Origin of the sequence: Hallella faecis, assembly GCF_018789675.1 — a bacterium.
Taxonomy (GTDB): domain Bacteria; phylum Bacteroidota; class Bacteroidia; order Bacteroidales; family Bacteroidaceae; genus Prevotella; species Prevotella faecis.
In genome coordinates, this window is sequence record NZ_JAHKBE010000007.1 from 22,525 (window position 1) to 37,139 (window position 14,615).

The 14,615-nt window shown below is 48.3% G+C and carries 7 protein-coding genes; 4 read left to right on the plus strand and 3 right to left on the minus strand.

The features are described 5' to 3' along the window. Positions 1-12: 12 nt before the first annotated feature. Positions 13-3,237: a carbamoyl-phosphate synthase (glutamine-hydrolyzing) large subunit gene (gene carB / locus KM934_RS02995; RefSeq protein WP_215759136.1), complete on the plus strand. Its 3,225-nt coding sequence runs from the start codon at positions 13-15 to the stop codon at positions 3,235-3,237. A 499-nt stretch (positions 3,238-3,736) separates the two neighbouring features. Here carB and KM934_RS03000 read toward each other — a convergent pair whose 3' ends face one another. Genes KM934_RS03000 through yihA form a run of 3 tightly spaced genes read right to left on the minus strand, consistent with a single transcriptional unit; the run spans position 3,737 to position 8,319 of the window. Next, entirely contained in the window at positions 3,737-5,896 is a 2,160-nt protein-coding gene (locus KM934_RS03000; RefSeq protein ID WP_262898218.1) for a DUF5686 family protein, read from the minus strand. 33 nt (positions 5,897-5,929) lie between these two features. Further along, positions 5,930-7,726, minus strand: a complete 1,797-nt coding sequence (gene abc-f, locus KM934_RS03005) for a ribosomal protection-like ABC-F family protein (protein WP_215759137.1) — start codon at positions 7,724-7,726, stop codon at positions 5,930-5,932. Continuing rightward, positions 7,723-8,319: a ribosome biogenesis GTP-binding protein YihA/YsxC gene (gene yihA / locus KM934_RS03010; RefSeq protein ID WP_215759138.1), complete on the minus strand. Its 597-nt coding sequence runs from the start codon at positions 8,317-8,319 to the stop codon at positions 7,723-7,725. The genes abc-f and yihA overlap by 4 nt, the downstream gene beginning before the upstream one ends. A 67-nt stretch (positions 8,320-8,386) precedes the next feature. On the opposite strand from yihA, the gene tamL reads away from it, so the two are divergent. The 3 genes from tamL (at position 8,387) to KM934_RS03025 (ending at position 14,469) form a co-directional block, all read left to right on the plus strand. After that, positions 8,387-10,669, plus strand: coding sequence for a translocation and assembly module lipoprotein TamL (tamL, locus tag KM934_RS03015; RefSeq protein WP_215759139.1), 2,283 nt, complete (start codon positions 8,387-8,389; stop codon positions 10,667-10,669). Positions 10,670-11,336: 667 nt separating this feature from the next. Further along, positions 11,337-12,824 (plus strand): glycoside hydrolase family 10 protein, encoded by a 1,488-nt coding sequence (locus tag KM934_RS03020; protein WP_215759140.1) that lies wholly within the window; start codon positions 11,337-11,339, stop codon positions 12,822-12,824. Positions 12,825-12,864: 40 nt separating this feature from the next. Further along, positions 12,865-14,469 (plus strand): NAD(P)/FAD-dependent oxidoreductase, encoded by a 1,605-nt coding sequence (locus KM934_RS03025; RefSeq protein ID WP_215759141.1) that lies wholly within the window; start codon positions 12,865-12,867, stop codon positions 14,467-14,469. Positions 14,470-14,615: the final 146 nt, after the last annotated feature.

The following is a 14,615-nucleotide window of genomic DNA, read 5'->3' on the forward strand; positions in this document are numbered from 1 at the left end:
TATTGAAATCTCATGAAGGATTCTAACATAAAGAAAGTCCTCCTCCTTGGTTCAGGTGCACTGAAGATCGGTGAGGCAGGCGAATTTGACTACTCAGGCTCACAAGCCTTGAAAGCTTTGCGCGAAGAGGGCGTGGAGACGGTTCTTATCAACCCCAATATCGCTACCGTGCAGACATCGGAAGGTGTGGCAGACCATATCTATTATTTGCCCGTTCAACCCCATTTTGTGGAGCGCGTTATCCAAAAGGAGAAGCCCGATGGTATTCTCTTGAGCTTTGGTGGACAGACCGCCCTCAACTGTGGTGTGGAGCTCTATGAGCAAGGAATTTTGGAAAAGTATGGCGTTAAGGTACTCGGAACGCCCGTACAGGCCATTATGGACACAGAGGACCGCGAGTTGTTCGTGGAGAAGCTCGATGAGATTGATGTGAAAACCATCAAGAGCGAGGCCTGCGAGAACATGGAACAGGCTCAGAAGGCCGCTAGCGATCTGGGCTATCCAGTTATCGTGCGTGCTGCGTATGCGTTGGGCGGACTGGGTTCTGGATTCGCAAACAACGACGCTGAGTTGCAGAAAATCTGCGAAAAGGCATTCTCGTTCTCCCCTCAGGTGTTGGTGGAGAAGAGCTTGAAGGGCTGGAAAGAAATAGAGTATGAGGTGGTTCGCGACCGTTTCGACAACTGTATTACAGTGTGTAACATGGAGAACTTCGACCCGCTGGGCATTCATACCGGTGAGAGTATCGTCATTGCTCCGTCGCAAACGCTGACCAATTCTGAGTACCACAAGTTGCGTGCTCTGTCTATCAAGATTGTAAGACACATTGGCATTGTGGGTGAGTGTAACGTGCAGTATGCTTTCGACCCCGCCAGCGAGGACTATCGTGTGATTGAGGTTAATGCTCGTTTGAGCCGAAGCTCTGCTCTCGCCTCTAAGGCTACCGGATATCCTTTGGCTTTTGTGGCCGCTAAATTAGGCATGGGCTATGGTCTCTTTGAGTTGAAGAACTCGGTTACTAAGACCACTAGCGCATTCTTTGAGCCTGCGCTCGACTACGTTGTTTGTAAGATTCCAAGATGGGATTTGAGCAAATTCCGTGGCGTAGACAAGGAACTGGGCTCTTCTATGAAGAGTGTCGGTGAGGTGATGGCCATTGGCCGCAATTTTGAGGAGGCCATCCAGAAGGGTCTTCGCATGATAGGTCAAGGCATGCATGGATATGTGGAGAACAAGGAATTAGAAATTCCCAATATCGACGAGGCGCTATGTGAGCCTACAGACAAGCGTATCTTTGTTATCTCTAAGGCCATGCACAAGGGCTATACGATTGACCAGATACATGAGTTGACGAAGATTGACAGATGGTTCTTGTACAAATTGAAGCATATCATCGATATCGATGAGCGTCTGAAGACCAAGAATGTGAACACATTGGATCGTGACTTGTTGCGCGAAGCTAAGGTTTATGGCTTCACAGACTTCCAGATTGCTCGCGCCATTGGTCTTGAAACGGAGATGGGCAACATGCATAAGGCTATGCTCTTGGTGCGTCGCCAGCGCAAGTCGTTTGGTATTGTGCCTGTCGTTAAGCAGATCGATACCTTGGCTGCTGAGTATCCTGCACAGACCAATTACCTTTATGTTACCTATGCGGGTGTTCAAAGCGATATCTCGTTCAGCAATGATCGTCAATCTGTCATCGTGTTGGGATCGGGTGCTTATCGCATCGGTTCATCGGTTGAGTTTGACTGGTGCGGTGTGCAGGCGCTGAACACCATCCGTAAGCAGGGCTATCGCAGTATCATGATCAACTACAACCCGGAGACCGTGTCGACCGACTACGATATGTGCGACCGCCTCTATTTCGATGAGTTGACGTTCGAGCGTGTGATGGATATCATTGAGATGGAAAATCCACATGGTGTCATCGTGTCTACAGGTGGACAGATTCCCAATAACCTTGCGATGCATCTTGATGCACAGAATGTGCCCATTCTTGGTACTTCTGCTAAGGATATTGACAATGCTGAGGACCGTGCAAAGTTCTCAAGCATGCTGACTCGCAATGGTATCAACCAACCGGAATGGAGTGCTTTGACAAGCATGCAGGATATTGATCAGTTTGTTGATCGCGTGGGATTCCCCGTGTTGGTTCGCCCCAGCTACGTATTGTCGGGTGCTGCCATGAACATTTGTTCGAACAAGGAGGAATTGGAGCGCTTCCTTCAACTTGCTGCCAATGTTAGCGTTGACCATCCTGTTGTCGTGTCTAAGTTCATTGAGCACGCCAAGGAGATTGAGTTTGATGCAGTAGCACGCAATGGTGAGATTCTGGCTTATGCCATATCTGAGCACATTGAGTTTGCTGGTGTTCACTCAGGTGATGCGACTATTCAATTCCCGCCTCAAAAACTGTATGTTGAAACGGTGCGCCGCATCAAACGCGTAGCCCGTAAGATTGCTGAGGAGCTGCATATTTCAGGTCCGTTCAACTGCCAGTTTATGGCTCGTGAGAACGATATCCTGGTTATCGAGTGTAACCTTCGTGCCAGCCGTTCGTTCCCGTTTGTGAGCAAGGTCTTGAAGCTCAATCTTATTGATTTGGCAACAAAGGTGATGCTTGGTGTTCCTGTTGAGAAACCCAACAAGAATCTCTTCGATCTTGATTATGTGGGTATTAAGGCATCTCAGTTCAGTTTCAATCGCTTGCAGAAGGCCGATCCTGTATTGGGAGTCGACATGAGTTCAACGGGTGAAGTGGGTTGTTTGGGCGACGATACAAACCAAGCATTGCTTAAGAGCATGCTTTCTGTGGGTCATCGCATTCCTGCTCACACTGTGCTTCTTTCTACAGGTGGTGCTAAGCAGAAGGCAGAAATGCTTGATGCGGCCAAGGAGTTAATCAAGAATGGTTACGAGTTGTATGCTACCGTTGGCACCAGCAAGTATCTTACCGAGAACAATATTCCTAACACAATGGTTTATTGGCCGTCGGATGAGAACAAGACTCCGCAGGCTTTGGATCTGCTTCACGACAAGAAGATCGACATGGTGGTTAACATTCCAAAGGACTTGACTCCTCGTGAGTTGACCAACGGTTATAAGGTTCGCCGCGCAGCTGTTGACTTGAATGTGCCGTTGATTACCAATAGTCGTCTTGCTTCCGCGTTCATCCATGCATTCTGCACCTTGAAGCCAGAAGATATTGACATTAAGTCATGGGAGGAGTATTAGTAGATTAAAACAAATCGTTTGATTTGTAACTTATAAATGCCACTTTCATGTTGTCTGCAATTGACGGCGTGAGAGTGGCTTTTTTATGTACTAAAAACAGGAGTCGCCTTGAAGAAATGGCTTTTGATGAATTGGAGATTGTGCCACGCCTAATACGGGATTTCATAATGCCGGATAGTTTGTTTTGTCATGTCGAACAACGGTCTTGTGCTATGACGAATTGGAGAGTTCATTATGATGTGCTTGGAGTTGCATGCTGATGTAGTTGTCGTCGTAGGCAGGTTCAGATATAGTTGCCGCATGCCTAAATATGAAAAAATCATTGAAGATACGATACACGCTTTTAGAGTTCTGGTTAGAGCTATTTCCTGGTGATATAAGAGCAGGGATTAGAATCGTGCAGAAATCGTATTGTGTGATGTAAGAGCAGCCAGTGATTAACGTTATGGAATTGTTTGGGAAAGCGTAGTCTTTGTCTTTCGATGGCCATTCATCAGTTTTACCAATGGCGGAACAGCTCGAAACCGAATGTTGCGCCAATGGCCCTATTGCCTCGGCCGTTGCTAACGAAGAGTCCAAGCGACATGAGGCGGCATGTTAAGCCGTATCCCACTTCCACGTATGGGTGCGCTCTTTTTACATCGAGTGCGGAAACATATACCCTTTCCATTTCCACGTAACGTCCAACCCATGGAATCCAACTTAACAAAAGCAATGGACTCTCATAGGTTAAGTTGGCTCTGACGTAATATTCCGACATGTTGTAAGTGTCACCTCTCAGCAGTTCAAACTCACCATTCGTATCGTCGTTCCATCCTCCAGGTAGGTTGTTCTCCCTGAATTTCTCATAGTTAAGGAAGTAGGCGTCACGATCCTTGTTGGTGTAGAAACCCGTTCCCAGTCGCATCTTCCATGATTGCAACTGGTTTACTTGGTAAACGTAGTCGGCGTTGAGTTCCCATCGTTCATAGCCGGTATTGGCTTTTGCAAATCCTTTGATACCTCGGTCATAGTCGAGGGAGAGGATAGGCCCATTCCATCCTATGGGTCGATATTGTATTTCAACCACAGGGGCGAATGATATATATTTCTTTTCCCACGCAAACTTGTCGAAATCGCTCTTGTGAACGGCCGATTTCCGTTGAAAGAGCGAACCCAACTGAATACTCCATTTGTCAGAAAGGTCGTAGTTGACAATTGCCCTAACCTCCGTCTGCTTAAACTCATTCAACCGTCCATAGTCGTATAGCGTGCTATCAGGATTAGCTTGTTCAATCTTTCTTCTTACCGATGCATTTTGAATGTGATTTCCATTGTTCCATTCCAACTTGAGATACCCGTTGCGCCGCTTGTTGAAATAATAGTAAACGGGTAATCGGAAATAGAACTGGTGTTGCTTGAAAGCGTATCCGGCGTTGAGGCGTAAGGAAAGCTCAGAGTTTTGCGAGAATTGGTAACTGGCACGGATGTCGAACTTATATGTGAAGCCACGTCGGTTGTCGTAGCCCATGTACAGTGGATTTAGTACAGGGTTAAGACGAATGTATCCTTGGTTGTTGAGGCCAAAATGAGTTCTTACTCGATTGAACACGTTATCGCCAACCACATCCCATAATACGTCTTTTCCAAAATTGCGTTTCTTCTTTTCGTTTTCGTTGTTGGCAGAACTTGTTCTTATAGAGTCTTTTACCCGTTGTTGTTCAAGTAACTTATCGTAAACGGTTTGTTCGTTTTTGTTGAGTGGCTCGGGCCTTATTTGGCATAGTTTTTCGTATTTTGTGAGTGTGGTGTCTGCTTGTAGGGTATTGGTTAGTCCATATCTCGCCATGTATTTTCCTGTTACTTTGCTTTGTAAAAACATGAACCTTATGTCCACTTCGCATCGCGAGGGTATGAGTGGGGCGGCATCTCCCTTTCCCATGTCTATATGCATTTGGAAGTTAGTCATGTCGTATTCTCCCGTTAAGTCGCACGACACGATGCGTCCACTTTGCGTGTCCACAATAGCTGTGCCAATCACCAGTTGCGTGTTTTTTCGTTTTGGGGTGATTGTCAGTAAAGTTTTTCCATTTGCAGACTGACTCATCTGATACTTATAGAACCGATGGTTGGCTGCGTGGAAGGGTGAGATGATGGTGTTGTCGATGATGGTCTCACTATAAATCTTGGGTGTTAGATACCTCAACATCACGTCGAACGTGCTTCGTTGGTGTGGCACGGTAGTTAAGTTGATGAGGTTCTTGCTTTCGTAATGGTGTTTGCCTTTTCGATAGAGGATGTTGTAAGTTTCTCCAACAAACTCACGCTCGTTCCTATGGGCAATGGCATACACCGATGGAACCAACATTAGGGTAGGGTTCTTTCGGTGTATTCGTAGATAAAATTTTGTGTAGGCGTAGCTCGTGTCGTGTGGGTTAGCGTTTGTGTCCGTACGACAGGCATATTGGTATATGCGCTCCAATAGGGCGCGATCAGCTTGAACCTTAGAGTCTTGATTGGTGATTTCCGCATCCTTATGATGCGTAATGCTCGTTTTTTTCTCAGGAACGGGAGAGTGTCCTTGTATTTGAGGGCAAGCAAAAAGTATGCACACAAGGAGCCATGTGATGCTCCTTGTGCGCCTGTTTTTGTCAAGTGACTTGCTTGCTTGATTGAACATGATGCTTTCCTCCCGTCACTTTTAGGGGCTTGTTTAGTGATCGAGCTCGTCCAACTCCAGCCAGCGCATTTCTTTCTCATCGAGTTCGTCGTTGACCAGCGGTAGGCGTTTGCTTTTTTCAGTTATCTCGTCCACCGATAGCGTTCCGGAGCTCAAAGCCTCTTCGATGCAGGCTTTTTCCTTTTCCAAGGCTTTTATTTCCTTTTCCAGTTGCTCGTATTCGCGCTTCTCCTTGTACGACATGCGTCGCCTGTCGTCGTGGTGATAGTCTTTTTTCTTCGCAACCTTAGTGTTAGCGACCTTGTTTTGCTGGGCCGTTTCTTCCTCCTTCGATTTCAATGACTTCCATTCACGGTACTGTGTGTAGTTGCCGGGGAAGTCCTTAATTACACCATTGCCTTCAAATACCAACAGATGGTCGACCACCTTGTCCATGAAATATCGGTCGTGGCTGATGATGATAACACATCCGGGGAAGTCTTGCAGATATTCTTCGAGCACCTGCAGGGTCTGAATGTCGAGGTCGTTGGTAGGCTCGTCGAGCACCAAGAAGTTGGGGTTGCGCATCAGTACGGTACATAGGTACAACTTTCGTCGCTCGCCTCCACTCAGTTTGTAAACATAGTTGTGCTGCTCTTCTGGTGGAATCATGAAGTAGTTGAGAAACTGCGATGCTGTCATCTTCCGTCCACCGCCCAAGTCGATATAGTCGGCAATGTCGGTAATTACGTCAATCACCTTCTCGTTCTCATCGAACTTCAGTCCCTCTTGTGAGAAATAGCCAAAGCGCACCGTCTCGCCAATGTCGAATTTTCCAGAGTCGGAAGGCGTGAGCCCCAATAGCATCTTCACGAAAGTCGACTTTCCTGTGCCGTTGTTTCCCACGATTCCCATCTTCTCAAAGCGTGCGAAATTGTAGTAGAAATTGTCGAGGATCACCTTTTCCTGCCCATTGTCCTCAAATTTTTTTGATACGTATTGGCATTCGAATATTTTCGATCCGATATATACGTTGCTAGCTTTGAGGCGCATCTGCCTATCCTCAATGCGCTGCTTGGCTTTTGCTTCCAGTTCATAGAACGCGTCTTCCCTGTATCGCGCCTTGTGTCCACGTGCCTGTGGCATGCGCCTCATCCATTCAAGCTCTGTGCGATAGAGGTTGTTGGCTCGAGCGATCTCTGCCCGTTGGTTGTCGATGCGCTCCTGCCGCTTGTCGAGATAATAAGTGTAGTTGCCACGATAGCTGTAAATGCGATTGTCGGCCAGTTCCAATATGATGTTACATACGTGGTCGAGGAAATAGCGGTCGTGGGTCACCATAAGCAGGGTAAGGTTGGAACGCGACAAATATCCCTCCAACCAAACAATCATCTCCAGGTCGAGATGGTTGGTCGGCTCATCGAGCAGCAGGAAGTCGGGATCGTTAAGCAAAGCGTTTGCCAAGGCCACGCGTTTCTGTTGTCCACCGCTAAGTTGTCCCATGGGTTGCTGCAGGTCTGTGATGTGCAGTTGGGTCAGTATTTGCTTGGCTCTCAACACCTTCTCTTCGTTGCCTTGATGGTTGAAGCAAGCATCGAGCACCGATTCCTCGGGGTCGAACTTAGGCGACTGCTCCAAGAAACCGATGCGCAGGTCGTTGCGCCAAATGATGGAACCGCTCTCGTAGCCCTCATGTCCGGTGAGGATCGACATGAGCGTTGACTTGCCCGTTCCGTTTTGGGCAATCAATCCCACCTTTTGTCCTTCGGCGATAGAAAACGAAATATCCTCAAACAAGACCCTCGCTCCGAAGCGCTTGGTCAGGTTTTGAATGTCCAAGTAGGGTGTCATAGCTTCTTAAGAATATCATCAATATAGTCAAGCACTTCCTGGCGGCCGGTTTTGGCTTCCGAACTGGTTACGAAGTAGGGTGGAGGAGTCTCCCATGTGTCGAGCAACGAGTCGATCCATGCCTTAGCGTTGGCCCTGGCGCGTCCACCACTCAATTTGTCGGCCTTTGTGAAGATGATAGAGAACGGAATTTGCGAGAGTCCGAGCCAGTCGATAAATTCGCGGTCGATCTTTTGTGGATCGTGCCTGATGTCGATGAGCACAAAGAGGTTCACCAGTTGCTCGCGTTGTAGGATATACGTGCGGATCATTCGGTCCAACTGTTCCTGTACCTTTTTGGAACGCTTGGCATATCCGTAGCCTGGCAAATCCACCAGATACCACTCCTTGTTGATGATGAAGTGGTTGACAAGCAACGTCTTACCCGGTGTGGCACTGGTTTTGGCCAGTCCCTTATGGTTGCATAGCATGTTGATGAGCGATGATTTTCCCACATTGCTTCGACCAATAAATGCGAACTCGGGTTTGTTGTCTGACGGGCACATGTTGACGTTGGGTGCCGATATAACGAATTGTGAGTTTACAATGTCCATAATGATATTGATTTTATGCAAAGGTAGTGAATATTGTTGGAAAAAGCTAAAAAATATGTATGTTTCTATGTGTACTGTTGGTAAAAAGCAGTATCTTTGCAATCTAAAGTTTAATTCCTTGAAGCCACAGCGTTTACTTTTTCCCATCCTAATAGCCTGCCTGTTAGCATCGTGCAGCGCCACCAAGTTTGTTCCAGAAGAGAAATATCTTTTGGAAAGTGTTCAAGTGAAGAGTGGAGAGAAAGGGTTTGACGCTTCTTCCTTGGCTCCATATATTCGCCAAAAGGCCAATTCCAAATGGTTCTCGGTGTTTAAGATACCCATGGCCACTTACGCCTTGTCGGGACGTGACTCCACTAAATGGATAAACCGCACCCTGCATCGCATTGGTGAGAAACCCGTGGTGTACGATAGTGTGCAGGCCCGCTTGTCGGTGGAGGATCTTCGGCAGGCCATGGTCAACCAAGGTTATATGCACGCTGTCGTAGATTTGCGTACGAAGGTGAAGGGCAAAAAACTGAAGGCCATTTATACGCTGCATCCGGGCAAACCCTATTTCATCGACCGGATGTCGTATAACATTGAGGATTCGGCCGTTGCCCAAGTGCTTCTGAATTACCAGAAAAGCCAGATGGCGAAGGGAAGTAAAGGCATGGGCGACGGATTGCGCTCTGGCGACCGTTTCGTCGTGTCGCGTTTGAACGATGAGCGTAAGCGCATCACTACCATCTTGTTGGACTCAGGCTTTTACAAATTTCACAAAGACTATATTCTGTTCGATGCAGATTCCTCAAGTAAGGACAACCAGGTGAATCTCACTCTCCACCTGTTGAAATACCGTGAGAACAACAATTCGCCTGCAACCAACCATCCGCGATATTTCATTCGTTTCATCGACTACCATCAGGGTGGTGAGGGACCGTTGCATTTGCATCGTTCGGTGATGGAAAACGCTACCATGCTGACTGAAGGAGCACCCTTCAGCGCTTCGGATTTGCAGGCCACCTACAACAAGTTTGCCCGTTTGCAAGCGGTTAGATATACGAACATTCGTTTTGCAGAGGTTCCCGATACGACACTTCTCGATTGTGACATCTTGGTGAGCACGCAGAAGCCTTCCACCATTTCTTTCCAACCCGAGGGTACCAATACGGCAGGCGACCTTGGCGCAGCTGCTTCGCTTACCTACGTCAATCGCAACCTTTTCAGAGGAAGTGAGCAACTCAGTCTTCAGTTTCGTGGGGCCTTCGAAGCCATCACGGGCCTTGAAGGCTATCACGATGAGGATTATGAGGAATATAGTGTTGAGGCCAAGTTGACCTTTCCGCGCTTCATGGCGCCATTCCTTTCGCGCTCTTTTTGCAAGCGAAGCAACGCAACGTCGGAACTTGCTGTGGCATGGGACTTGCAGAATCGTCCTGAGTTCCACCGTCGAGTTTTCTCGGCGGCGTGGCGCTACCGTTGGTCTGACACTCCCCGTCATCTGAATTTCCGTCTCGATGCGCTCGATTTGAACTACGTTTATATGCCTTGGATCAGCGAGAAGTTTAAGCACGACTACCTCGACAGCGTATCGAACCGAAATGCTATTCTTCGTTACAATTACGAGGACCTTTTCATCATGAAGATTGGCTTTGGCCTGACCTATAATAATGGAGTCGATGCCATTCGTGCCAATGTTGAGACAGCAGGCAACTTGCTTAGCGGTATCTCGCGTGTTGCGGGTTTCAAGACGAACAGCAGCGGACAGCACACGTTGTTCAACATCGCCTTTGCCCAATATGCCAAGTTCGATTTCGATTATACACGCCTCATCCAATTTGACAGTCATAACGCGTTGGCGCTTCATGGCGGCTTTGGCATAGCTATCCCGTATGGCAATAGTAGCGTGCTTCCCTTCGAAAAACGCTATTTCTCAGGAGGAGCCAACTCCGTTCGCGGATGGGGGGTGCGCCAACTTGGTCCGGGTAAGTTCCGTGGTACCGACGGCCGCATCGACTTCATCAACCAGACGGGCGATATGAAGCTTGACCTGAACATGGAGTATCGCACCTTCCTGTTCTGGAAGTTTAATGGCGCCGTGTTTGTCGACGCAGGAAATATCTGGACCTTGCGTAACTACCAAGAACAGCCTGGTGGACAGTTTAAGTTTAATGAATTTTATAAGCAGATTGCGGTGGCCTACGGTTTGGGCTTGCGCCTCAATTTCGACTATTTCATCCTTCGCTTCGACATGGGTATGAAGGCCGTCAATCCCGCTTACACCAACCAGCGTGAGCATTGGGCCCTGTTTAATCCCGTTTTCAGTCGCGATTTCTCCTTCCATTTTGCTGTCGGCATGCCCTTCTAACACAGGTGCCCTAAGTTTGCCTGAAGGGCAGAGTGGTGATGTGGATTGTGAATAATAAGGTTAAAAACCATAACAAACTACATCTAAAACTACACATTTCTTTTTCACGGCAAAAATATTTGGCGCAAATGAGCGATTTTTAGCGCGTGTATGCAATTTGCTAATAATCAGTGCATTATGTATTTGTCTTTATATCTGCTATATCATTTGTTGCCTTCCGCATTACCGTTAGGCATGTTTCGTAGTGCCAAACATGCCCAACGGTAATGCGATACCTACTCAACTGAGGCTCGAAAGATGCCTAACGTTACTTCGATAGACCATGTTTCGCAATGGCATTGCTTGTTTGCGCCCTTATGTTGTTGTAAAAATGTCGATTTCCTCTTCTATTTCATCTCAAAACTAAGACTAACTTTTTGGCAATAAAAACCAACAATTTTGATCGTTATTATGTTTGTTTTCAAAGTTTGATGATTCGGCTATAATGAGTGAAAGAATAAAACCCATGATGGCTTATTGGAGGGTTTGGGGACGTTGTTTGCCGTAATATGCCTTGATTTTTGCGCAAATGTAGCGTGTGTGGTTAAAAACCCAACCCAATGTAGGTATTGTCATTCGTTTTTTTTGTAACTTTGCGAAAAAGAAGGCCTTGCGCCCCAACAAAGCTATGAGACGAATCAGCATATTACTTTTAACGATGCTTTTGAGCGTGATAATGGTTCATGCGCAGAAGCGAGAGTTTCGTGGAGCTTGGATCCAAGCAGTTAATGGACAATTTATGGGCATGTCGACCCGTCAGATGCAGCAAACTCTGACCTATCAGCTCGATGAACTGCAAAAAGATGGAGTGAACGCCATCATATTCCAAGTGCGCCCCGAGTGTGACGCTCTTTATGAGAGCCAGTTGGAACCCTGGAGCCGTTTCCTCACCCGCCAACAAGGTCGCGCCCCGCAGCCTTATTGGGATCCCTTACAGTGGATGGTGGAGCAATGCCATCAGCGTGGCATGGAGCTCCATGCTTGGATCAATCCGTTCAGAGCCAAGACAAAAGGCACCACCGCGCTTGCGCCCAACCATGTGGTGAAGCGCCATCCGGAGTTGTGTTTCGCCTATGATGGTCAGTACCTTCTCAACCCAGCCTATCAAGCCAACCGCGATTACATCTGTAAGGTGGCCGAAGATATTGTGTCGCGTTACGACATCGATGGATTCCACATCGACGATTACTTCTATCCTTATCCTGTGGCCGGCCAAGCCATTCCCGACCAGGCGCAGTTTGAGGCCGACCGACGTGGCTTTTCGTATATTGGCGATTGGCGTCGCGATAATGTCAACTTGTTCATCAAGCAGTTGTATGAGACCATTCATCGCTGCAAGCCTTGGGTGAAATTTGGCGTCTCTCCCTTCGGTATTTATCGCAACCGCAAGTCCGATTCGCAGTTGGGCTCGCTGACCAGCGGCCTGCAAAACTACGACGATTTGTATGCCGATGTGCTGACGTGGATCGACAACGGCTGGGTAGATTATTGTGTTCCGCAGATCTATTGGCAGATAGGCCACCCCACAGCCGACTACGAGACGCTCATCAAATGGTGGGACAAGCATGCTTCGAAACGCCCGCTTTTCATTGGTGAGGATGTGGAGCGCACGTGCAAATATCCTGACCTGATGGATTCGAGAAGTCATCAGATGGCTGCTAAGCATGCCCTCCATCAGGACATGCGCCATGTGCAGGGCACCGTGTTGTGGTATGCCAAAGCCGTAGTCGACAATATTGGCAACTATGGCATGGTGCTGAGAAACCATTACTGGAAGTACCCTGCGCTGCAACCTTTGATGCCCTTCATCGACAGCAAGCGTCCTAAGTCGCCGCGTAAGGTGAAGCCCGTTTGGACAAGCGGTGGCTACATCCTCTTCTGGCAGGTTCCTAAGGGAAAGAACTGGGGCGATATTGCCAATAAGTTTGTGATCTATCGTTTTGCCAAAGGTGAAAAGATCAACCTGGAGGACCCGTCGAAGATTATTGCCATCACCGATAAGACCATGTACCAGTTGCCTTACCGCAATGGTTCGCAGAAGTTTACCTATGTTGTCACGGCGCTCGACCGATTGCAGAACGAGAGCAAGGCAAAGAAGGTAAAGGTGAAACTGTAAGTGAGCGTAAGCATCGCATGGGTAATAAAGATTGTTGAATATGGTCAATGAATATCAGATAAGGGTTCTTCCGCAGGTAGCGTACAATGAGCAAGGCCTCGTCGACTTTTTGGCTCGTGACAAGGGATTAGACGCTCGCACCATCCAGCGTGTGCGTGTGCTACGACGTAGCATCGACGCCCGTCAGCGCACCATCTATGTCAATTTGTCGGTACGGGTTTATGTCAACGAACTGCCGCAGGACGAAGCTTATGTGCCTACCGTTTATGGTGATGTGTCGGATCGTCCGCGTGTTGTTGTGGTGGGTCTGGGGCCTGGTGGCCTGTTTGCCGCCTTGCGCTTGGTGGAACTGGGCTTCAAGCCAGTGGTGTTGGAGCGTGGAAAGGATGTGCACGAACGCAAGAAAGACATGGCTTCGATAACCAAGACGCAGCGTGTGGACCCTGAGAGCAACTACTGTTTTGGCGAGGGTGGTGCTGGCGCTTACAGCGATGGCAAACTCTATACGCGAAGCAAGAAGCGTGGGTCTACAGAAAAGATCCTGAATGTGTTTTGCCAGTTTGGCGCTTCCACTTCGATTTTGGCCGATGCCCATCCCCATATTGGTACAGATAAGTTGCCGCGTGTCATTGAGAACATGCGCAACCAGATCCTACAAAGTGGGGGAGAGGTCCACTTCCAAACCAAGATGACGTCGCTACTGATGGAAGGCGATACCGTGGTGGGTGTTGAGGCTGTGGATCAGGTTACCGGTCAAGAGCAGGTGTTCCGCGGCCCAGTGATTTTGGCTACCGGTCATAGTGCGCGCGACGTATACCGTTTCCTCCATAAAGCCCATGTGGAGATGGAAGCCAAGGGAATTGCTGTGGGCGTTCGCCTGGAGCATCCCGCGCAACTCATCGATCAACTACAATATCACTCAAAGCAGGGCCGCGGCAAATATCTGCCCGCAGCTGAATATTCCATGGTGACGCAGGTTGATGGCCGCGGCGTTTATTCGTTCTGCATGTGTCCTGGTGGTTTTGTCATACCCGCCGCCACCGGACCTGAGCAAATCGTGGTCAACGGCATGTCGCCCAGCAATCGTGGCACAAAATGGAGCAACTCGGGCATGGTGGTCCAGTTGGAGCCAGACGATGTAAGGGCTATGCCTCCTTTGTTGAGTGAGGCTGAACCGGTCTCGGACGATGCCGTGCTCAGCATGATGCATTTCCAAGAACAGCTTGAGAAGATGTGTTGGCAGCAAGGCAACCGACAACAGACGGCACCTGCCCAGCGCATGGCCGATTTTGTTAATAATCGCCTTAGCTATGATCTCCCTGCCAGCAGCTATGCTCCAGGCTTGATCAGTTCGCCTATTCATTTCTGGTTGCCTCCGTTTGTGGCCCATCGTTTGCAAGAAGGATTCAAGTATTTCGGCAAGCACAAACATGGCTTCTTAACTAATGAGGCGGTGATTATTGCTACCGAGACACGCACGTCGAGCCCGGTGCGCATCATCCGCGAGTCCGACACCTTGCAACATGTTCGTTTGCGCGGACTCTTCCCCTGTGGTGAAGGTGCTGGCTATGCCGGAGGTATTGTGTCGGCCGGTGTGGATGGTGAGCGTTGCGCGGAAATGTGCTCGCAATACTTAAACGCCTGATCATATAGAATGAGAGATAGCCCACCAACTGAAAGGTTGATAGCATTTTCTTCAAAGTGAAAAATAAAAATCCGCAAGACTTCACCTATATGGAGTTTTGCGGATTGTTTATTTGTGTGGTGACGCATGTCTGACGCCTCCATCGC

Bases quoted from the DNA above. Each gene is read 5' to 3' on its own strand.
- carB (WP_215759136.1), top strand. From the start codon at position 13: ATGAAGGATTCTAACATAAAGAAAGTCCTCCTCCTTGGTTCAGGTGCA.
- KM934_RS03000 (WP_262898218.1), bottom strand. From the start codon at position 5,896: ATGTTCAATCAAGCAAGCAAGTCACTTGACAAAAACAGGCGCACAAGG.
- abc-f (WP_215759137.1), bottom strand. From the start codon at position 7,726: ATGACACCCTACTTGGACATTCAAAACCTGACCAAGCGCTTCGGAGCG.
- yihA (WP_215759138.1), bottom strand. From the start codon at position 8,319: ATGGACATTGTAAACTCACAATTCGTTATATCGGCACCCAACGTCAAC.
- tamL (WP_215759139.1), top strand. From the start codon at position 8,387: ATGTGTACTGTTGGTAAAAAGCAGTATCTTTGCAATCTAAAGTTTAAT.
- KM934_RS03020 (WP_215759140.1), top strand. From the start codon at position 11,337: ATGAGACGAATCAGCATATTACTTTTAACGATGCTTTTGAGCGTGATA.
- KM934_RS03025 (WP_215759141.1), top strand. From the start codon at position 12,865: ATGGTCAATGAATATCAGATAAGGGTTCTTCCGCAGGTAGCGTACAAT.